At 38.5% G+C, this 20,768-nt stretch carries 19 protein-coding genes; 8 read left to right on the top strand and 11 right to left on the bottom strand.

Going from position 1 to position 20,768, the window contains the following annotated elements; translation table 11 throughout:
• Positions 1–13 precede the first annotated feature (13 nt).
• Positions 14–2,170, bottom strand: coding sequence for a TonB-dependent siderophore receptor (locus tag CFY84_RS02030; RefSeq protein WP_228149576.1), 2,157 nt, complete (start codon positions 2,168–2,170; stop codon positions 14–16).
• A 479-nt stretch (positions 2,171–2,649) separates the two neighbouring features.
• Between CFY84_RS02030 and CFY84_RS02025 the strand changes: the two genes are divergently transcribed.
• Genes CFY84_RS02025 through CFY84_RS02010 form a run of 4 tightly spaced genes read left to right on the top strand, consistent with a single transcriptional unit; the run spans position 2,650 to position 7,500 of the window.
• A complete protein-coding gene (locus CFY84_RS02025) occupies positions 2,650–3,204 on the top strand; it encodes a fimbrial protein (protein WP_088822530.1) in 555 nt (184 codons plus the stop codon).
• Between the two features lie 38 nt (positions 3,205–3,242).
• A complete protein-coding gene (locus CFY84_RS02020) occupies positions 3,243–3,947 on the top strand; it encodes a fimbrial biogenesis chaperone (protein ID WP_228149575.1) in 705 nt (234 codons plus the stop codon).
• A gap of 8 nt (positions 3,948–3,955) precedes the next feature.
• Complete coding sequence (locus tag CFY84_RS02015) at positions 3,956–6,457, top strand: fimbria/pilus outer membrane usher protein (RefSeq protein WP_088822528.1); 2,502 nt, start codon at positions 3,956–3,958, stop codon at positions 6,455–6,457.
• Positions 6,454–7,500, top strand: a complete 1,047-nt coding sequence (locus tag CFY84_RS02010; protein WP_088822527.1) for a fimbrial protein — start codon at positions 6,454–6,456, stop codon at positions 7,498–7,500. Before CFY84_RS02015 ends, CFY84_RS02010 begins: the two co-directional genes overlap by 4 nt.
• Before the next feature lie 58 nt (positions 7,501–7,558).
• Here the strand turns inward: CFY84_RS02010 and cysN are convergent, their stop codons facing one another.
• Both cysN and cysD read right to left on the bottom strand, forming a co-directional pair.
• Positions 7,559–9,181, bottom strand: a complete 1,623-nt coding sequence (gene cysN, locus CFY84_RS02005) for a sulfate adenylyltransferase subunit CysN (RefSeq protein ID WP_088822526.1) — start codon at positions 9,179–9,181, stop codon at positions 7,559–7,561.
• A 17-nt stretch (positions 9,182–9,198) separates the two neighbouring features.
• The gene (gene cysD, locus CFY84_RS02000) at positions 9,199–10,107 is read right to left on the bottom strand and encodes a sulfate adenylyltransferase subunit CysD (protein WP_088822525.1); all 909 of its coding nucleotides are present in this window, start codon (positions 10,105–10,107) and stop codon (positions 9,199–9,201) included.
• Between the two features lie 228 nt (positions 10,108–10,335).
• On the opposite strand from cysD, the gene nfsB reads away from it, so the two are divergent.
• Entirely contained in the window at positions 10,336–10,989 is a 654-nt protein-coding gene (gene nfsB, locus CFY84_RS01995; RefSeq protein ID WP_088822524.1) for an oxygen-insensitive NAD(P)H nitroreductase, read from the top strand.
• A gap of 152 nt (positions 10,990–11,141) precedes the next feature.
• On the opposite strand, the gene CFY84_RS01990 is transcribed toward nfsB, so the two are convergent.
• The 4 genes from CFY84_RS01990 to CFY84_RS01975 all read right to left on the bottom strand — a co-directional run bounded on the left by CFY84_RS01990 (position 11,142) and on the right by CFY84_RS01975 (position 14,656).
• A complete protein-coding gene (locus tag CFY84_RS01990) occupies positions 11,142–12,017 on the bottom strand; it encodes a Hint domain-containing protein (RefSeq protein ID WP_088822523.1) in 876 nt (291 codons plus the stop codon).
• 263 nt (positions 12,018–12,280) lie between these two features.
• A complete protein-coding gene (locus CFY84_RS01985; RefSeq protein ID WP_088822522.1) occupies positions 12,281–13,138 on the bottom strand; it encodes a DMT family transporter in 858 nt (285 codons plus the stop codon).
• A 65-nt stretch (positions 13,139–13,203) separates the two neighbouring features.
• Positions 13,204–13,440, bottom strand: a complete 237-nt coding sequence (locus CFY84_RS01980; RefSeq protein WP_088822521.1) for a hypothetical protein — start codon at positions 13,438–13,440, stop codon at positions 13,204–13,206.
• Positions 13,441–13,471: 31 nt separating this feature from the next.
• Positions 13,472–14,656 carry a phosphoglycerate kinase gene (locus CFY84_RS01975; RefSeq protein WP_088822520.1) on the bottom strand — a complete coding sequence of 395 codons (1,185 nt, stop codon included), beginning with the start codon at positions 14,654–14,656 and terminating at the stop codon, positions 13,472–13,474.
• A 142-nt stretch (positions 14,657–14,798) separates the two neighbouring features.
• On the opposite strand from CFY84_RS01975, the gene CFY84_RS01970 reads away from it, so the two are divergent.
• Genes CFY84_RS01970 through CFY84_RS01960 form a run of 3 tightly spaced genes read left to right on the top strand, consistent with a single transcriptional unit; the run spans position 14,799 to position 16,964 of the window.
• Entirely contained in the window at positions 14,799–15,182 is a 384-nt protein-coding gene (locus CFY84_RS01970; RefSeq protein WP_088822519.1) for a DUF2237 family protein, read from the top strand.
• The gene (locus tag CFY84_RS01965) at positions 15,182–15,781 is read left to right on the top strand and encodes a Maf family protein (protein ID WP_088822518.1); all 600 of its coding nucleotides are present in this window, start codon (positions 15,182–15,184) and stop codon (positions 15,779–15,781) included. Before CFY84_RS01970 ends, CFY84_RS01965 begins: the two co-directional genes overlap by 1 nt.
• Positions 15,782–15,800: 19 nt before the next feature.
• The gene (locus CFY84_RS01960) at positions 15,801–16,964 is read left to right on the top strand and encodes a ribosomal protein uL16 3-hydroxylase (protein ID WP_088822517.1); all 1,164 of its coding nucleotides are present in this window, start codon (positions 15,801–15,803) and stop codon (positions 16,962–16,964) included.
• 33 nt (positions 16,965–16,997) lie between these two features.
• Here the strand turns inward: CFY84_RS01960 and CFY84_RS01955 are convergent, their stop codons facing one another.
• From CFY84_RS01955 to CFY84_RS01940, 4 genes are read right to left on the bottom strand one after another with little or no spacing between them, the layout of a single operon-like run.
• The gene (locus CFY84_RS01955) at positions 16,998–18,026 is read right to left on the bottom strand and encodes an alpha/beta hydrolase (protein ID WP_088822516.1); all 1,029 of its coding nucleotides are present in this window, start codon (positions 18,024–18,026) and stop codon (positions 16,998–17,000) included.
• Complete coding sequence (locus CFY84_RS01950) at positions 18,027–19,178, bottom strand: YdcF family protein (protein WP_088822515.1); 1,152 nt, start codon at positions 19,176–19,178, stop codon at positions 18,027–18,029. It lies immediately after the preceding gene.
• A 3-nt stretch (positions 19,179–19,181) separates the two neighbouring features.
• Positions 19,182–20,225, bottom strand: coding sequence for a UDP-N-acetylmuramate dehydrogenase (gene murB / locus CFY84_RS01945; RefSeq protein WP_088822514.1), 1,044 nt, complete (start codon positions 20,223–20,225; stop codon positions 19,182–19,184).
• Complete coding sequence (locus CFY84_RS01940) at positions 20,225–20,725, bottom strand: low molecular weight protein-tyrosine-phosphatase (protein WP_088822513.1); 501 nt, start codon at positions 20,723–20,725, stop codon at positions 20,225–20,227. The genes murB and CFY84_RS01940 overlap by 1 nt, the downstream gene beginning before the upstream one ends.
• Positions 20,726–20,768: the final 43 nt, after the last annotated feature.

Raw genomic sequence — 20,768 nt, 5'->3', positions numbered from 1 at the left:
CCTTGTTTAACCATTAGAACTTCACAGTTACTGACAATTGTGCTGTTCTAGGGTTGCCAAGAAACATATAATCATCACCCATAAAACCACCAACATCACGCCAATATTTTTTATTGAAAATATTATTCACATTAAAACGCCATGTCGTGTCATATCCAGCAAGCTTACTTGAATATACAGCCCCTAAATTAAACACAGTATATCCCGCAACGTCTGCTGTAGCAGCACGGTCTGCATATTTACTTGAGCTTGCTTGCATGCCTGCTAAAACTTTCATTTGATCATTTAGAATTGGCAAACGATATGCCATTGTTGTGGCAAAACGCCATTCAGGCACATTTTGAATTTGATGACCTGCATAAAGCGCTGTATTCACGTTTTCTAACCGTGCTTTGGTATAAGTTAGCGTTGACAACACATCAAGTCGCGGTGTTACCGCACCACTTAAAGACAGCTCAAGGCCTCGGTTATGTTGTTTACCTTCTTGAACAAAAGCAAAACTGCCTGTATCTGTAATTTGGCTATATTGGTTGTCTTGTTTCAAGTCAAATACAGCAAGGGTTGCTAACAGTTTGTTCCACTGTTGTTTTACCCCAAATTCATACTGTGCTGATTGCTTCGGTGCTAAAGTCACCCCTACATTGTCGGTAAACCACGGCGCAACACCCCCATCAGACAACCCTTTGGCATAACTTACATATAAAGTGGTTTGCTCTGTTGGGCGATAAATAAGTGCCCCTTGAGGTAAAAACTTCGTTAAATCGGTATCTCTTGCTAAGGTGTTGACTTGATACGCTTGTTCATCTAAATGAACCCAACGGCCACTTAATAACACAGACCAAGCAGAAGATAAATCGATCCAATCAGTCAATAAAATGCTTTGCTGTTTGCTAGAAAGTGATTTATAGCGTGCACCTAGATCTGCAACTGCAGGTGTAAAATCGGTAGTATCTTGATAAATATTGCCTGAGCCAATAACTTCGTTTATGCCTTCATAACGTGTTCTTGACTTATTAAGCACAGATGCTTGTAAACGTAACTGATGATGAATTGGACCGGTGCTTAGTTTGCCATTTAACTCAGCAATATAATGCTGCGTTTTAAATGTATCATCAGGGCTTCTAAAGTCATAAATATCATAGTTGCCATGCTGATCAAATGTATTACCTAAACCACTATATACACATGTTGAAGCATAACAGCCATAAGGAAATGCCGAATAATCATCAATCACAACTTGGCTATGCGATGCAGAGATTTTGGCATGCCAATCATCATTTATCATGTACTGGTAATTGATATCTGCATTTAAGCTATTATTTTTAACAGGACGGCTAAAGCTTTGGTAACCAAGCAACCGTGACCAACTGACATCTTGCGGTACTTGCCCATCCAACAATTGATAGCCTGGCACAGAACGCTGTTTTTGTTGTTGATTTTCAATGTTAAATTCTATTTTAGATTGCGGATTAATCTGCCAATCTAAGGCCAAAGCACCAAAATAGCGTTGGCCATTGGCATAATTCACATACGGACGAATGTCTTGTTGTGCCAAATTCACGCGATAGCCAAATTGTTGTTGTGAGCCTAAAAAGCCACCTAAATCAGTGGATAATGTTCGATCGCCATATTGATCGACATCTAAAGAGATACTACGAATGTTTGCTGGACGTTTAGTGACATAATTAACCACACCACCTGGCGTTGCCATGCCATTTTGAATGGCTGAAATGCCTTTTAAAATTTCGACTTGGGACTTATTTTCTAAAGCAATATTTTGCTCACCACGTACAACATGACCATTAATCAAATAACTTGAAGTTAAATCTAAAGCAAAGCCGCGCACCACAAAATTTGAATAATAGCCAATTGGTGCATAGCCATCCCCCACTGAAGCATCATTTTTGACGACATCGGTGAGTAATTTGGCATGTTGGTCAAGCAAGATATTCTGATGAATTGCTGTAATAGATAAAGGTAAGTTGGCAAGTTTTGTTTGACCTAAACCTAAAAGATCGCTTTGTGGCATTTGATAAGCAGATTGTGCTGAATCTCCTGTGACCACAATGGTTTGTAATTGTTCTACATGATGATCATTGGCATATAAAGTGACCGGAAATAAGATCAGTGCTGAACATCCCCAATGTAAATATTGCATCATATATTTCATGTCTTATCCCTAAGATAACTTAATTTAAAGTATGACTAAACGTGCGCGTTATAATAGGGTGAAAAGCGCAAGAATAAAATCAATAATTTATAAAAATGTAGACTTAAAGACTCACCATCGTACAAACAACCATTGACTGCATAGTGGTGATTTGTGAATTACTACATTCACATTTTATTCATATTTTTACATAAACAATACACTTATAGCAAAATTTGTCTCTAGGACATTTTTTTTACCGTTGACTTATTTGCATGCATTATTTTTTTTCAAATCAGTCAAAAATAAATTAAAATAAATAACTGATAAATATATATATTAATTAGAATAAAACAAAAGAATTTATATGAAAAATAAATTATTTAAATAGATTAAATACTCATAATTTATCCACAAACTTTATATAAAATGCCACTACATTGTTAAATATTGTTACCCCCCTGTTACTTGTTGTTAACGGTTTTCGAAAGGACTAAACCATGAAACATAACAAAACTCTTAGTGCGCTACTTTTAACTGTACTTGCTTCTTCTGCGACTTATGCTGTTGATGGTACCATCACATTTAATGGTACACTGGTGAACAGTACATGTTCTGCAACAATTGGCTCGGGTTCTACCACCAGTGGTACAGTAACACTACCAACATCAAATATTGTTAACTTGGCAGCAAGTGGTGCAGTATCTGGTTTAACTGCATATAAAATTGTATTGACTGGCTCAGGCTGTAGCACAAGCTCAGGTATTGCAACACCATACTTCGAACCAAGTGTTGCTAATATTAATACCAGTGGCCGTTTAATCAATACAGGTACAGCAACCAATGTTGATATCCAACTATTAAACAGCGCGCAAACGGTAATTAATTTATCTGCCGATGCATCTTCACAAACAACATCAACCGTAACCACAGGTACCAACACGTCAAATACTGCAACCTACACCTACCCGTACTATGCACAGTATTATGCGACTGCAGCAACAACTGCTGGCACTGTGATCGGCAAAGTAGATTATTCACTAATCTATAAGTAATACAATCGTTTGAATGGGTTGATAGAAGGATATATCACGTGAAAAAATATGTTAACGCCCTGTTGTTAAGTTTAATCAGTACGCAAGGTTGCTTTGCTGGTGTAACCATTACAGGAACACGTATTATCTTTCCATCAGACCAAAACCAAGTGGTTATTCAATTGAATAACCCTGACCAACGTGCGTCCTTAGTTCAATCCTGGTTAGATGATGGTAATCCTAAAGAAATCCCACCTGCGGATCGTATTCCATTTATTCTAACACCCCCACTGGTTCGAATTGAGGCGCAAAAAGGTCAAATGCTGCGTTTAATTGCCAAAGATACCTCACAACTTCCAAAAGATCGTGAGTCTTTATATTGGTTTAATATTTTAGATGTTGCTCCAACCAGCCAAAATGAGCCAAACAAACTCAATATTTCAGTTCGTTCACGCATTAAGGTTTTTTATCGACCATCTCATTTGACTGAACGGCCGGAATCTTATTATAGCAAGCTGAAATTTAAATATAGCGCAGCCGATCATACAGTTGTGGTTAGTAATCCAAGCCCATATTTTATCAATTTTCAAGATGTTACATTAAATAGTGGTTCAGGCAGCAAAGAACCTTATACAGCCCCGTTAATGATTGCACCACTGAGTGAAACACGCTTTAGTGTAAAAACAGCCATGCCACAAACCATCAATTATACTTTAATTAATGATTTTGGTGGCACAGCCTCTTTTAATGCAAAAATAGACTAGTATGTATCATGTACAACAACTCAGCATTCAAAACTCTGTTGATGGTGGCTGTATCACATTGTATTTTGACCCATTCTGCGCAAGCTGAAGATACTTTATCTTTTGACTCGGCAGCATTATTTGGTCAAGCCAATAAAAATGTCGATTTAACTGCATTCAATACTGAAAATACTGTGCCCATTGGACGTTATATTCTCAATGTGGCTGTCAATGACATTTATAATGGTCAATTGAATATCGAATTTTGGCAGCCCGACCCCAAAAAACCTGCCACTTTATGCCTAGACAATGCGCTACTGAAAAAAATTGGTGTGCGAAATGACATCATCGCGCAATTTGCAAATCAAAGATGTATTACGATCAAAGAACTAAACCCTGATGCACGTTATGTTTATGATGATGCATCATTGGCTTTGAGCTTATCCATTCCCCTTGTTGTGCTAAATAACCGCCCTAATGGCTATATTGATCCACAATTATTTGATCAAGGCGTACATTCTGCTTATTTAAGCTATAACTTTAACCACTATACTGACCATAGCAAAGCGGGTGATTATAGTTCAGTAAATTTTTTAAGCTTAACAGGTGGCATCAATTTCGCTGGATTTAATTATCGTCATGCAGGTGCATTTGAGTCAAACAGCAGCCAAGATTTTGCTCGCTATTACGCCTCATTAAATGTTATTTCACACGATATTGTTGCCATAAGTTCACGTATATCATTTGGTGACTTCTTAACCAATGCCTACTATTTAGCATCTACGCCAATTCGTGGTATTGAGCTTACCAATGATCCGAATATGCGCCCATGGTCTGTGCAAAGCTATGCACCAACGATTGAAGGCGTTGCAAATTCAAATGCATTGGTATCTGTTTTTCAAAATGGGCAAAAGATTTATGAACGGACTGTACCCGTTGGTGCCTTTCAGATTAAAGACTTAACCACGTTGGCCACCAATGGTGATTTAACTGTACAAGTCACAGAACAAGGTGGTGAAAAAAAACAGTTCATTGTACCAATGCAAGGCAATAGCAACCTTATCCGACCAGGTCAGTTTAATTATAATCTTGCCTTAGGACGTTATAAGCTTGAACGCAAAGTATTAGATGAGCAGTTGCTCCAAGCAACAGCTGAATATGGACTATTTAATAATTTTACAATGCATACAGGCGCTAATATAAGTGACCATTACCGTGGTTATTTATTGGGTGCAGGTTTAAATAGCTTATTTGGTGGCTTAACTTTTGATGCAGAATATGGCCATGCCGAACTCAATGAAGCAAATAAAACAGGTTGGAAAGCCAAGCTCAATTATCGTTATACTTTTTTGCCATCAAATTTGAGTGTAACCATCAGCACACAAAAACTCAGTGAAGACTATATTTCTTATGGAAACACCATTTCTTTACTGAACAATGCCTCATTGACGCAAGATGAAATTGATAATTTTTATTTAACCTTTCGGTTAAAAGATCAAACCAGTTTAACTCTGCGCCAACAATTGGGCAAAGGTTTTGGAACCTTATATGTGACAGGCACACAATCGAGCTATTGGAACAATAACAAGCAATATAAACAATACTTGGTCGGGTATTCTAACTTTTGGAAACGAATTAATTATTCGATTAATCTCTCCCAAGCAGAAACCATTAATAGTACAAAAAGTAAAAGCTTTTATATCAGTGCCTCATTCCCACTGTATTGGAAAAACAGCATGGTGAATTCAAATAGTGTTTATCAGCACACTGAAACCAATGATTTAATTTCAACAGGAATCAGTGGCACATCGGGTGATCGTAACCAAATGAATTATGCGATTAATACCAATTATGACCAAAACAATCAAAGCTCAGCAGTGAATTCAAGCTTAAATTATTTATTCCCACGAACAAGCCTAGGTGTCACTTATGCCAACGCACGTGGACAAACGCAATATGGTCTCACCCTACAAGGTGGTGCGGTGCTACACCCTTATGGCTTAACTTTAACTAATAATTTGTCTGATACATTTACTATTATTCATGCCAAAGACGCACAAGGCACAGAAGTCAGCAATGCTTGGGGCATTACCCTTGACCGTTTTGGCAATGCCATTTATCCATTGGTTGACCCATACCACAGTAATACGTTAAGCATTAATGGTAAAAATCTGCCCCTTGATGTGCTGTTAACCAACAACCAATCACAGGTGATTCCAAGACGTTATAGCTCAACCCTGCTCACCTTTGAAACCAAAAAAACCTCTAATATTTTACTGAATGTAGATACCCCTCATCATGTTCAAATCCCTATGGGGATTGAAGTAAAAAATAGTGCTAATCAAACGATTGCAATCATGGGACAGTCTAATCAATTGTTTATTGATGCAGAAATGAGCTTAAAAGAACCTCTGACTGTAAAATGGGGTGTTGATCATCCACAAATGTGTGTCATCCCACCAAGTTATGAACTTTTAAGCAAAAAAACCATCAGAAAGAAATTTCAAATGTTGAATGTGGTGTGCCAATGAACAAAATATTATTCATTCTGTTTTTCATCACGTGTTTACTCAGTGACCCTGCTTTTGCTGATGACTGTACCATTAGCTCAGGTTTATTGCGTGGGGGCACTGTATCGCCAGCAAACTCAACCTCAGATACTCATGTATACACTGCATCCATGATGACACATGCATCAATAGTCAGCTGCTTAACACGTACCAATAACAATACCACAGGCGCAATATTAAACTCATCTTTGTCTTTAACAGGTTCAAATATTGATACCAGTACCAGTGTCAGCAATAACGGATTGACCTATTATAAACTGACCAATACAGGCAATGAGTTTATTGACAATTATGGCTATATTTACTTTACAGTCTCTGACAATAACAGTGCCAATACACCGTCAACAACATTACCTAGTATGGTCAGTAATGGTGGGACATGGAATATTTATAGCAATAGCTATAATCGTGTCACTCAAGGGTTACGCTTTACCCCAACATTTTATTTTTCAAAAGTGCCAACATCTACCATTACACAAACCCTGATTTTTGGCACATATAATGTCAATGTCACATATGGCTTTAACACGTATTATAATTCACCATTAATTTATAGCAGCGTCGTGTTAACCCCTGTTGCAACCAATACATGCTCTGTTCAAAACACCACAGTCACTTTACCAACCACGAATATTAGCTCGCTTGCTAGTAGCGGAAGTGAGTCTGGTAGAACAGCATTTACTATTAGTGCTACATGCAGTTCAGGATTAGCAAGCACAGCTATGACTGGCGTCATGTTAGATGCAAACAATGTTAATAATTCAAGCTACTACTTGACCAATACAGGAACAGCCACAGATATATCAGTCAAGATGTATGACTCATCGAATGTCGCGATTCCTCTTGGTGGCAATGGCGATAGCTTTAGCTTTGGAACCACCACAGCAGGCACTACACCAACCATTAGTAAACGCTTTTATGCAGTCTATCGTAGAAATGGCAGTACCACGCTTTCTGCAGGTACCATTAAAGCGCAGGCCACCATCAGCTTATTCTATAATTAGTGATCTCTAAAAAATAAAAAAGCCTGATAAATCAGGCTTTTTTATTTGCTTTAAGGATTTAAAGCAAAACCAATGCTTTAATTTGATGAACAACTTCATCCAATTGATCACTGGTCACTTGAGTATCGACATCTTGAGTGACAGAATCACTCACAATCACGACCACACCTGTTTGTTTCAATGCGCTAACAACTGCCGTAGATTGATCTGCAGGTACAAGTGCAACAATGCCCTCTTGAATCAAGGCGCGTTCTAATTGTTGCGCTTGAGCAATAATGGCTTGTGTTACGGAAATCACAGCAGGTTTTTGACCCCATCGTGCAGCACGCTCTTCAGCAGTGACAGCACTTTTTTGCTGGGTAAATTGTGCTGTGTCTTCAATCATGGCTGCGCCGACAGTCACATTGCTTAAACGATCAATAAAAATAAAGCTTCCTGTATAACGGCTGTCTTTATAATCATCAAATACAACGGCGCGGTCAAACTCAACCGTCACATCTGCAATGCTGTTTAAGTCTAAAGCTGCATGTTCTTGACCTTGAGCCAAGGTATTCACATCAATGGTATAGTTAATTGCAGTCACTTTTGCAGGAACACTTTGGGTACCCACTTTGACATTATATAACTTACCTACCACCAATGGCTGCTCTGCCATCCAGACCACAGTTGCGCGGACTGCACGGGAAATTTGTGGTACTGCATGTGGATGTGCAATAACATCACCACGGCTAATATCAATTTCATCTTGCAGCGTCAGCGTGACTGCTTGACCCGCTTTTGCTTCAGGTAATGCACCATCATAGGTAACAATTTCTTTGACGCGGCTTTGCTTACCTGATGGTAAGACCACAATTTCATCATTTACTTTTACTGAGCCTAGCGCGACAGTACCAGCAAAACCACGGAAGTCTAAGTGTGGACGATTAACATACTGCACAGGAAAACGAAAATCTTGACGTGCTGTATCTGCTGCAATTTCAACCGTTTCCAAAATTTTCATTAAGGTCTGACCTTGATACCAAGGCGTATTTTCAGACACATTGACCACGTTATCACCATCTAATGCTGATATAGGCACAAAATGAATATCAGCTGGTTGGCGATTACCTAATTGCCCAACAAAGTCATAATAATCTTTTTGGATTTGTTGGAATTTCGATTCAGAATAATCCACCAAGTCCATTTTATTAATCGCAACCACGATATTACGAATACCAAGTAGCGCAGCAATAAATGTATGACGACGTGTTTGGGTTTGTACACCATAGCGGGCATCAATCAGGATGACTGCTAAATTACACGTTGATGCACCTGTTGCCATATTACGGGTATATTGCTCATGCCCTGGCGTATCTGCAATAATGAACTTGCGCTTATCGGTTGAAAAATAACGATAAGCAACATCAATAGTAATGCCTTGTTCACGCTCTGCTTGCAAACCATCAACAAGTAACGCTAAATCTACTTTTTCGCCTTGAGTACCAGAACGCTTACTATCACGTTTTACAGCTTCTAATTGATCTTCATAGATCATTTTTGAATCATGTAATAAACGACCAATTAACGTACTTTTACCATCATCGACATTACCGCAGGTTAAAAAGCGGAGTAGGTCTTTTTGCTCATGCTGCTTTAAATATGCCAAGATATCCTGGCTGATGAGCTCGGACTGATGAGACATGTTTTTACTCCACTAAATTAGAAATAACCTTCTTGCTTTTTCTTTTCCATTGACCCTGCTTCATCATGGTCAATCATACGACCTTGGCGCTCAGAGCTGGTGGTTAATAGCATTTCTTGAATAATATCGGGTAAGGTGTTTGCTGTTGACTCAACAGCCCCTGTTAATGGGTAACAGCCTAACGTACGGAAACGAACAAATCGCATCTCTGGAACTTCTCCTGCACGGAGTGGGAAGCGTTCATCATCAATCATGATTAATGTGCCATCACGTTCGACCACAGGACGTTTTTCAGAAAAGTACAACGGTACAATTGGAATTTGCTCTAAATAGATATATTGCCAAATATCAAGTTCAGTCCAGTTTGACAAAGGAAATACGCGGATACTCTCGCCTTTATTGACTTTACCGTTATAGATATTCCACAGCTCAGGACGCTGATTTTTTGGATCCCAACGGTGTTTATTGTCACGAAATGAATATACTCTTTCTTTTGCACGTGATTTTTCTTCATCGCGACGTGCTCCACCGAATGCAGCATCAAACTGATATTTATCTAAAGCTTGTTTCAAGCCTTGTGTTTTCATAATGTCAGTATATTTTGAGCTACCATGATCAAATGGATTAATATTTTGTTCCATGCCTTCTAAGTTTTTATGCTCAATCAGCTGTAGACCGTGTTTTTTAACCAATTCATCACGAAATTCGATCATTGCCTTAAACTTCCATCCTGTATTGACATGCATCAATGGAAATGGCAATTTGGCAGGGTAAAAGGCTTTCATCGCCAAATGCAGCATCACAGCTGAATCCTTACCAATCGAATACAGCATCACAGGGTTATTAAACTCTGCAGCAACCTCTCGAATAATATGAATACTTTCAGCTTCAAGCTGTTTAAGGTGAGTTAATCTTTCCTCAGTCATTAATAATACCCAGCTAAACGGAAAATTTTGTGAATTATCTTAGCATGCTTCCTATTAAATGGCATGTTCCTGCTTAATGACGTTTTTGAATAACTAAATCACTTTTAATGCTTTAGTTATTCCATGTCATGATAAGATCACTTATCAGAAAATATTACATGGATCTTCATCACATCAGGCTGTTTTTTTGTTATAAACAGATAAGTATCATTTAGGACAGCATTAATCATGACGATTCTTCAAACTGCTCAAAACCGTTATACAACAAAAGCTTATGATGAAAGTAAAACGATCCCTCAAGAAACTTTTTTAAAGCTGTTAGAAATTCTTAGACTCACGCCATCATCGATTAATATTCAACCTTGGCATTTTTTTATTGCAGATTCAGCAGAAGCGAAAGCGCGTGTTGCATACAGTATGCCTGGTCGATTCAAATACAATGCAAGCAAAGTATTTGCAGCATCACACACTATTGTATTTTGCACACGAAAAGATGTGACTGAAGAACATTTAAATCATTTGAACCAACAAGATGAACTGTCTGGTCGCTATAAAGATGAAGCATCAAAAGTAGCACAACAATCTGCTCGACAAGGTTATGTCGACTTATATAAAAGTGAAGATTATGATTTAGACCGTTGGTTAGAAAATCAAACTTTTATTGCTTTGGGACAATTATTACTTGCTGCAGCTGCTGAAAATATTGATGCCACTGCAATTGGTGGTTTTGATGCAAAATTATTAGATGAGCAACTCAATTTGACTGAAAAAGGTTTGTATCCATCTGTGGTGGTCACATTAGGTTATCGCAGTGAAGATGACGCCAATGCAAAACTTGCTAAATCACGCTTACAAGATGAGTATATTTTTACAACCATTTAGTTTATTGGATGAGAGATGTTCACTATCTCTCATCGCTACGATGTATCTTATTCTTTAATCACAGATTCGCTAAAAAAGGTTCACATCACTCTAAACGCTAACAACATTATTGCTGATTAAAATTAAACTGTATTTTCTATATGAGTTAATAATTAAATCACACCATGAGCACCATGCACCCAAATGCCATATTCACCCACAAAATAAGTTTGGGTATCTTCAACTTCTAAATTATAAACCGTCATGGTGAGCGGGCCTTCACCTTCACCCCATTCGACAGTGTCTGGGTCTTCCCAATAACCTTGTCTAAAGCCATAAAACTCTGCATCTTCACGATGCTCAATCGGTGTCTGATCTAATAAACGTTGTTTCCATTCATGATCTTGAATCCATAACTTGTCAATGATCGGTTTATACGCGATATCATCATAGTCTAATTCTCCAGTCACTAAATCAATAAAACGCCCAGCAGATGTTCCTGTTTCATCACTATAGTCTATAGTGTAACCAAAACCTGTACGTTGAGTACTTAAAAGTGGCTCTATTCCTTTGTATTTATAATCAAACCCGCCCCCACTATTACTCAAAAACTTATGTCCATCTTTAGTGATCATCTGGTCTTGAGTCGTTAATTGCTCTGCTTTTAACCAACCATGCGTGGTGGTCCAAAATGGGTGATTCTCGGTGACAAAGAGTGGTTTAGGTTTAAGCTTTTTCTTCAATGCGCGCCTTAAATTAATTCGCTCATCCATTGGAAGTGTTGGATCAACATAAGGCACAAATTCCATTAAGAAGATAGGCGCATTCTCTGTGACCATGGTTTGACGAATGGCTTTATAGACCAATTCTCCGCTGCCATCCGCTGCTTTTGATAAAACTTTATCACCCACTTTCAGTTGTTCTATGGGTACAAGTCCATGCGCTGTATGTACTAAAGTGCCTGCTGCAAAACAGGCTGTGTTCGTCTTTTGATGCTTTAATTCTTCTTTCTTTAATGCATTATTCTTGGTGTTTTTATTGTCTTGCATAAACCATTGTCCCGATTGTCAAATGACAAAGTAAATATAAAGTAGTAGTCCACTTATCTATCGTTATGATCTAAAACACAGATAAGATGGATACTTAAAAAATGCCGTTAAAGTGTATATAGAATACTAATAACTATGCATAATATTACTGCTTTATTTTGAACAATTGATGACTACTTTATAAGAATTGAAGGAATTTATTGTTTAAAAATGAATTAAATAATAGCAAACATTAATTTTTTCAGTTTAAGATAATTCTTTATTTATGACATGGCTTTAGTCATTAAAATAATAGCCAGTACTGCAAATAAAAAACTCATCAGCATATTACGATTAAGTTTTTCTTTAAAAAAGAACACTCCAACAAGCCCACCTAGCAACACAACTGATAAATTCATAGTAGCAAAAACAATAGAAGGTGCATCTTTTAATGCTTGATGTGCAGTGACATATAAAGCAATGTTGGCAAAATTAAATCCACCTAATAACAAACCCGCTAAAATATGCTTAGGGCAAAATACCGCTTTTTGAATGGTAATGGCTGCAAAAATAAAAGACATACATCCTGCAATAGCAAATATAAGATTCAAGCTCATTGCAAAACCTGAGCCCAAACTACTGTTATATTTTAATAAAATATCAACCAGTCCATAACCGCCCCATACAGCAAGTAAAGCCACAACAGCCTGTTTTGATATTGCTTGATCGCCTAACCCCTTCTTCCAAATTAATAAACCAACAGCAATTAAACCACATCCAATGCCCAATACCTTCAATAAAGAAAATTGTTCATTAAATAGAAAAAAAGCCGCACTTAAAGACAAAATGACAGAAATCCGCTGGGCAATCTCAGTTTTTACTAAGCCTGCATAAGTCAATGATTTAGACAGCAAGAAAAATATACTTGGTAACAGCGCACCGAGTAAAATAATTAACCACCACGTTGTATGTGAAAGCAGGGAAAAATTAATGGTTGGTTTAAACCAAAAAAAGCACAATAAGGTTGCAGCTACATAATTCCAGCTAATTAACGCAATTGCTTTTAAACCATGTTGTGTGAGTTTTTTCAATAAAATAGAAACAAGTACACTACATAACGCAGCAGCACAAATAATAAACATGGCGTGTTCCTTTCATTTTAATCATAAAAAAAACCCTGCGAATGCAGGGTTTTTTAAAACTTAAATTAGTGTGCTGGCGTAGATGCAGCAGGTGCTGATGCTGATGCACTTGAGTCATCCATCACAGGCTTATCTAAGCTGTTGATTTGTGCTTGTTGATCAGCTGAAGTTGGCGCAGCAGTTTCTGTTGCAGGCGCAGATGCTGATTGATTTGTAGCTGCGGTATCTTCTGACTTTTTACCACACGCGCTAAGCAACAATGGTGTTGCTAATGCTAAAACAATAAATACATTCTTTTTCATACATAAATTCCTTTAAAAACAAGTAGCCATACTATGCTCTAGCAATCAGTGCTGCAACAGCAGGAAGCGTTTTACCTTCAACGAATTCCAAAAATGCACCGCCACCTGTTGAAATGTAGCTAATATGTGGTGCAACATTGTATTTATCTATGGCCGCAAGCGTGTCTCCACCGCCTGCAATTGAGAATGCATCACTTTGTGCAATAGCAAGAGAAAGTGCTTTCGTACCTTCGCCAAACTGATCGACTTCAAATACACCCACTGGACCATTCCATAAAATCGTTTTTGATTGCGCTAAAAGCTGAGCAAACGTTGCAGCTGTTTCTGGACCAACGTCTAGAATCATATCGTTTTCTGTCACATCAGCAACTTTTTTCACGATTGCTTGGCTATTTGTTACGAAACTCATAAAGTCACCGCCAATATTTGACGCATCAGCGACTACAACATCAACAGGTAGAGGAACGCTTACTTTTGCTGCAATTTTTTTCGCAGTGTCTAAAAGGTCCGCTTCATAAAGCGACTTACCCACGTTATACCCTGCTGCAGCTAAGAAGGTATTGGCAATACCACCGCCTACAATCAATTGATCACAAATATCAGACAGCGAGTTTAATACATCAAGTTTTGTTGATACTTTTGAGCCAGCAACAATTGCCACCATTGGTTTTGCAGGAGTTTTTAAAGCGCGGCCTAATGCATCTAATTCTGTAGCCAATAATGGACCTGCAACTGCCAATGGGGCAAAACGTGCTACACCTTCAGTTGATGCTTCAGCGCGATGCGCAGTACCAAAAGCATCCATCACAAAGACATCGCATAATGCTGCATATTTTTGTGCCAATTCAGGACTGTTTTTCTTTTCGCCAACATTAAAACGAACATTTTCAAGTAAAACCACTTGACCTGCATCAACCGCAATTCCATCTAAATAATCAGTTGCCAGTGAGACATGCTGACCAAGCGCTTCAGACAAATACTCAGCCACGGGTGCAAGCGATTGCTCAGCATCGACCTCACCTTCTACAGGACGACCCAAATGTGAACAAACCAAGATAGCAGCACCTTGTTCTAATGCAGCTTTAATCGTGGGAATGGCAGCTCTTAAGCGTGCATCACTGGTAATTTTTCCCTGTTTAACAGGTACATTTAAGTCTTCACGAATCAGTACACGCTTCCCTTGTAAATCAAGATCTGTCATTCTTTGAAAGGTCATTTTGTTGCTCCCTTGTGTTATTTACTTTTCAATCCCAATATCTTAGACCAAGATATTTCAAAACGTTAGCTTCTTTAGTATAAGAGATGTAGAAAAAACGCTTATTTTACTTAATCCACTTAACCATTAAATCAGAATATTTATGTCTATTCATCCAGATCCTAAAATTAATCGTTTAAATGTGCTTGGAGAGCCTTTATCAAGCTGTTGTTTTGACCCCATTACAGGTTATTTCCGTAACGGGTTTTGTCATACAGCACCTGCTGATTTAGGACAGCATACTGCCTGTGCATTAATGACTTCAGAGTTTCTAAATTTTTCGCAAAAAATTGGCAATGACTTAATTACGCCATTGCCTGAAATTGATTTCCCAGGTTTAAAACCAGGTGATTTTTGGTGTATTTGTATTGCACGTTGGGTAGAAGCTTATGAGTCAGGTGTGGCTCCACAGCTTAAATTAAGCGCATGCCATCAAGCAATGTTAAGCTATGTCCCATATGATATTTTAATGGAATATGCCGTGTAATGAATGCATTGCCACAAATTATTTTGGCGTCAAGTAGCAGTACGCGACAAGCACTTCTTGCACGCCTTCATTTACCATTTATATGCATCAGCCCTGAAATTGATGAGTCACCACAAACCACTGATACGTCAGCCAATGCATTGGCAATACGTTTAGCTCAAGAAAAAGCCAATTGTATTGCCATACAACACCCTGATGCCGTTGTGATTGGCTCTGATCAAGTGGCATATTTTTCAGATCAGCCGCATGTATTTATTGGTAAGCCTTACACAGAAGAACAAGCGATTGAACAGCTGCATATCAGCCGTAAAAGAACACTTCATTTTGTGACTGCATTTACCGTACAATGCCAATCGCTTGGTGTATGCCAAACTATAAACGATCAATTTTCAGTGACATTTCGAGATTTAACCGATGATGAAATTACACGATATGTCACCATTGATCAGCCATTACATTGTGCTGGCAGTTTTAAATGTGAAGGCCTTGGCATCAGCTTGTTTGAGCAGATGCAAGGTGATGATTTTACAACGCTCATGGGATTACCCTTGATAAAATTGTCACACCAATTACGCATGCTTCATTTTCAAATCCCTTGACCAACGGAATAATATCCTCATGTCTTCTCCATTGACTGTTTTAGGCGGTATCTCTGCTGAGCAATTTTTTGCTGAATATTGGCAAAAAAAGCCCTTATTGGTTCGTCAAGCACTTCCAGCAATCATTGATTTTTTAACCCCTCAAGAAATTAAAGATCTTGCGCTTGAACCACATGTCTCAGCACGTTTAATCCAACAACTCGGGCCAGAACATGAACGCTGGCAGGTCAAGTCGTCACCACTGAATCGTAAAGATTTTAAACATCTACCTCCGTATTGGACCCTACTGGTTCAAGCCATTGATCAACATTCCCTAGATTTGGCTGAAATGTGGAAATCTTTTGATTTTATTCCACAATGGCGCCGTGATGACATTATGGTGTCTTATGCACCTCAAGGTGGTTCAGTCGGTCGGCACTTTGACTATTATGATGTGTTTTTAGTTCAAGGTTATGGTCACCGCCGTTGGCAATTGGGCAATATGTGTGATGAAAACACCCCTTTAGTGCCTAAACAGCCGCTTAAAATTTTGCAAGACATGGATGTGGTGTTTGATGAAGTTTTAGCACCTGGAGATCTTCTCTATGTACCGCCTGGACTTGCGCATTATGGCGTAGCTGAAAATGACTGTTTAACTTTTTCATTTGGATTTAGAATGCCAAATGTGGCTGATTTAGTCGATCGTGTGAGTGATCAATGCGCTGAACAAGATCGACTTAAACAGCCTATTTCAGATCAATCACGCCGTGTTTCAGCGCATTCAGGTGAAATCACCCGTCCTGAGCTTGAACAATTAAAGGCACAATTGATTCAAGCCATTAATGATGGCTCTACATTTGAACATGCTGTAATGGCTTTAATGTCTGAACCTAAATATCCAGATAATATTCCAGAGTCTGATGAGCTTGGTGTGGATGATATAACCGCAGTATTAAACTCAGGATATATTCTTCAACTTGAGCCTGCTTCGCGTCTACTGTATTTACAGGAACATGATTTGGCAATGTTTTGGGCAAATGGTGAATCGATTGAAATTCCTGCTGCACTCACAACTCATTTGCAAGCCTTGGCAGATGGTCATGTATTTGAATTTGATGATCGCTTTGCCGATGAAGAGAGTCTTGAAACTTTGGTTGAATTACTCAATGATGCCATTTTAATGCTCATAGAGCCCGCAGAATAAAATAAAAAAGAGGTCTGATGACCTCTTTTTTATTTAGTAATAATAGTCACCTGTTGACTTCGCATGCAAAAACGAAGGAATAAGTCCAGTTAACGCAGAACGAATATCTTCTCGCTCATTGATTAATTGATGTGACCCTTCTTCTAAAATTAATAATGTTTGTAATCTAAACATACGGCGTACAAAATCAATGTTATACCGCCAATCTACAGTTTGATCTAAAGCACCTTGCGCCATCCATACAGGGATACGGCAAGGTGGACGGTTTTCCATTTCAACCATCCATTTTGACATTGCTAAAATCCAATCCATACCCATCATGCGCGGCTGTAATGGGTCTTTTAAACGTACAAAACGTAAAAACTCAGGGTTATGATTATTGCGTCTAAAATGTCTTGGTACTTGTTTTTTAATACGCCGGATAATGCCAAGCCCCACAGGATTATGCCACCATTCTGATTTAGCAGGACGTAATAATGGTGACAATAGCAATGCACGTTCGATATACGGATTACTTCGCTGTTCAGCAAAAGCCAATACATGATGCATTAAAATTGCCCCACCGGTACTTTGTCCTATACCTAACCACGGCTTAGGTAACTGTGGTGCATTACGCACATAAAAATATACTTTATCTAAAGCTTCTTGATAATCATCAAAATTTTGTATATTTGCAGGTGAGCCTGTACTTAGGCCATGACCTGGCAAATCAAAAGTAATTACACTAAAGCCCTGTGATAAAATTTCTTGAATAATTGGCTGATATATTCCACTGTGCTCTAAATAGCCATGTAATAATAACACCGTCCCCTTCGATCTCACCTGAGGCTGAAAGACTTGCACATGCAATTTATAACGCGGTATATCAATACAGCCTTGCCAATAATTACAATCTAGTAAATCTAAACCGTAAAGTTTTTGATAAGCAAGCAATTCGCCATGTGCATGATAAGGTTTATATAGATTTAACGCAGGCAGCTTATACGGTGTTTTTTCACGACTTGGTATCGGCAGATCAAGCGCTTGTAACTTATTAGGGCTTAAAAATGGAATCTCTGACATTTATGGCACCTCACGACAATCACTTGTCCCAAAAACAACATCTCGAATCGTCGCTAACAATTCATAATTGGCACGGCGGCTGTGATCATAGTTTTGTAATGCAGGCTTCCATGTGGTGAGTTGGCTTGGAATCGGTGCATTAACAGGCACGGTAGCAATTCCATTCATGGCAAATAAACGTCGTGTACGCGGCATATGGTATTCATCAGTGATGAGTATAATTTTAGGCGCACCGCCCTTTTTCTGTAACAACAAAGAACTAAAACGTGAATTTTCACAGGTATTCATGCTTCTTTTTTCAAGCAATTTAGCATCCACGCCACGTTGTTGTAACCACTTTTGCATATACGGTGCTTCAACACCGCTTAATACAATTGGCAGCTGATTTTGCTGTTCAACTTCTAATGTTTTTTCTAATCGTAAGCGTGTATAACCATTGACCACAATACTTTTCGTTGTTTTATCAAAAGTGAGTCCACCACCCAAAACTACAATTGCAGATGGTTTAGATGTATCGACTTTATAATCATGGTTATTATTTTTAACTTGCTGTAAATCCTTAGAAACTTGCGAACTTACAGGCTCTTTACTGTCAATTTTTACTGGATATTGATTTAAGAATTTGGTGTACTTTTCCATCAATAGCTGTGCATCAACATCACTATTTAAACGTAAAATTGCTGCAATATTGGATGCAGCAGCAGCTTCATCTTGTGGATGTGGCGCAACATGTAAAGCCGCTTGATGTGTTGATATGACGTCAGAAGCCGGTTGTGGCTCATCACTGTCCTGATCATCATTGACATGATTTTTACTGATTTGCTGCTCAAGCACTTTATAACGCGCTTCAATCAAATTGAGGCTTTGTGCATCTTCACGTTGTGCTGTGTCTTGTAATACATTTAAATATGCTTGACGAGCAATCCACAAATCTGAACCGGGCTCTAAATTATCATGCTCACTTAATGCTGCAATTTGTTGACTCTTTGCCGCCACCAAATTTACTTCAATCGGCACAAAATGATTTAATAAAAATACAATACACTTCGAATAAAATGGCGTATAAACAAAAACCATCAAACCGGCCAATAGCACGAACAGTAATGCCACTGTCCGAACCAATCTGACCATAAAGTGCTGTTTTTTGTGCATGTATTAGCCTATATGTGATTGAATCAAGCCATTTTCTTTTATCATGATTGGCTCAGGCTCAAGTAGAATATTAAATTTATTTTGTACATCATGTTGAACAGAAGTATATGTTAAACAGACATCATTTAAATTGGCTTGCTCATAATTTACAAGCACTAAAGCTTGTTTTGCAAACATACCAACGGCACCTAAGCGCTTGCCTTTCCACCCTGTATGTTCGATCAGCCAACCTGCTGCCACTTTAACACGCCCATCAGCTTGCGGATAACTCGGAATGTGCGGAAATTGAGCGACTAACTGTTGATGTTGTGTTGCACTGAGTAATGGATTTTTAAAAAAACTGCCAACATTTGGAAAGTCTTTGGGATCAGGTAATTTAGACTGACGGATATGAATAATTTGCTGCTCTACATTGTCTATTGTGACATGATCTGCAACCGCCTGCTTCAAATCTCCATAATTAAGCTGAAAAACAGGTTGTTTAGAAAGTTTAAATACCACTGCAACAATAATATATCGGTAAGGCTGTTGCTTAAATATGCTATCACGGTATGCAAAGGCACAATCTTCTTTGGTCAGTGTGACAAATTGACCACATGTTTGGTCATAAGCTTCAACGGTGTCAATCCACTCACCAACTTCAACACCATAAGCACCGATGTTTTGGACAGGTGATGCCCCAACACGCCCTGGAATCAACGCTAAATTTTGTAATCCGTACCACTTTTTTTGAGTGGTATAACGCACAAACTCATGCCAATTTTCGCCGGCACCCACATGTACAGTCAAGCAATCACCATGCTCTACAAGCACATTAATCCCTTGAATGTGAATATGAATGACCAAAGCATGAATCATTTTTGGCAATAATATATTACTACCGCCTGACAAAATTAACGTGTTGAGTTGATGCTGCTTGGCATATTCTAATGCCAAGATCAGCATCTCTTTCGAGCCAACTTCAACATAGTGAGATGCAACTGCATTCAATTTCAAGGTATTGAATGGCTGCAACTGCACCCCATTTTGGATATTTAACACAGTCATTAACAACCTATACGTTCACGCTTAAATAAGTCGACCCAAGCTTGGCTAGCCTGTTCGCATTGATCAAGTACACGCTCGAAATCCGCTGCATCACCATAATATGGGTCTGCAATCATTAACTGTGAATTCAAAGCATGACTCATCAATTGCACTTTAGCTTTGGCTTGATGACGCTCATGGTCACTGAGTGTGTCATACAATGCTTGGATTGCGGTCAAGTTGGCTTCATCCATTGCTAAAATCAAATCAAATTTCACAAAGTCATGCGTGTTTAATTGACGACCACGCAATACGGATAAATCATATCCTCTCTTTCTCGCATGCGCTTGACTACGGTAATCAGGTAAATCACCTATGTGGTAATTGCTGGTGCCTGCAGAGTCGACAACCACATTTAAATGATTGGTTTCCACATAATGGCGAAGAACCACCTCTGCTGTAGGTGAGCGACAAATATTTCCCAAACAAACACATAAAATACGATACGGTTGAGTTGTCATACTTAACTTCCTTTGATCATGGTGGATGTTATTTGTCTAACAC

The organism is Acinetobacter apis (genome assembly GCF_900197575.1).
In the GTDB taxonomy this organism is placed as follows: Bacteria; Pseudomonadota; Gammaproteobacteria; order Pseudomonadales; family Moraxellaceae; genus Acinetobacter; species Acinetobacter apis.
The sequence above is the reverse complement of the archived record's forward strand: the minus strand, read 5'-3'. Positions and strand labels throughout refer to the sequence as shown.

Excerpts from the sequence above, each read along its gene's own strand:
- cysN (WP_088822526.1), bottom strand. The coding sequence starts at position 9,181 with ATGTCTCATCAGTCCGAGCTCATCAGCCAGGATATCTTGGCATATTTA.
- CFY84_RS01955 (WP_088822516.1), bottom strand. The coding sequence starts at position 18,026 with ATGTCAGAGATTCCATTTTTAAGCCCTAATAAGTTACAAGCGCTTGAT.
- CFY84_RS02030 (WP_228149576.1), bottom strand. The coding sequence starts at position 2,170 with ATGAAATATATGATGCAATATTTACATTGGGGATGTTCAGCACTGATC.
- CFY84_RS01980 (WP_088822521.1), bottom strand. The coding sequence starts at position 13,440 with ATGAAAAAGAATGTATTTATTGTTTTAGCATTAGCAACACCATTGTTG.
- CFY84_RS01940 (WP_088822513.1), bottom strand. The coding sequence starts at position 20,725 with ATGACAACTCAACCGTATCGTATTTTATGTGTTTGTTTGGGAAATATT.
- murB (WP_088822514.1), bottom strand. The coding sequence starts at position 20,225 with ATGACTGTGTTAAATATCCAAAATGGGGTGCAGTTGCAGCCATTCAAT.
- CFY84_RS01965 (WP_088822518.1), top strand. The coding sequence starts at position 15,182 with ATGAATGCATTGCCACAAATTATTTTGGCGTCAAGTAGCAGTACGCGA.
- CFY84_RS02015 (WP_088822528.1), top strand. The coding sequence starts at position 3,956 with ATGTACAACAACTCAGCATTCAAAACTCTGTTGATGGTGGCTGTATCA.
- CFY84_RS01960 (WP_088822517.1), top strand. The coding sequence starts at position 15,801 with ATGTCTTCTCCATTGACTGTTTTAGGCGGTATCTCTGCTGAGCAATTT.
- CFY84_RS02025 (WP_088822530.1), top strand. The coding sequence starts at position 2,650 with ATGAAACATAACAAAACTCTTAGTGCGCTACTTTTAACTGTACTTGCT.
- CFY84_RS01950 (WP_088822515.1), bottom strand. The coding sequence starts at position 19,178 with ATGCACAAAAAACAGCACTTTATGGTCAGATTGGTTCGGACAGTGGCA.
- nfsB (WP_088822524.1), top strand. The coding sequence starts at position 10,336 with ATGACGATTCTTCAAACTGCTCAAAACCGTTATACAACAAAAGCTTAT.
- CFY84_RS02010 (WP_088822527.1), top strand. The coding sequence starts at position 6,454 with ATGAACAAAATATTATTCATTCTGTTTTTCATCACGTGTTTACTCAGT.
- CFY84_RS01975 (WP_088822520.1), bottom strand. The coding sequence starts at position 14,656 with ATGACCTTTCAAAGAATGACAGATCTTGATTTACAAGGGAAGCGTGTA.
- CFY84_RS01970 (WP_088822519.1), top strand. The coding sequence starts at position 14,799 with ATGTCTATTCATCCAGATCCTAAAATTAATCGTTTAAATGTGCTTGGA.
- CFY84_RS01990 (WP_088822523.1), bottom strand. The coding sequence starts at position 12,017 with ATGCAAGACAATAAAAACACCAAGAATAATGCATTAAAGAAAGAAGAA.
- cysD (WP_088822525.1), bottom strand. The coding sequence starts at position 10,107 with ATGACTGAGGAAAGATTAACTCACCTTAAACAGCTTGAAGCTGAAAGT.
- CFY84_RS01985 (WP_088822522.1), bottom strand. The coding sequence starts at position 13,138 with ATGTTTATTATTTGTGCTGCTGCGTTATGTAGTGTACTTGTTTCTATT.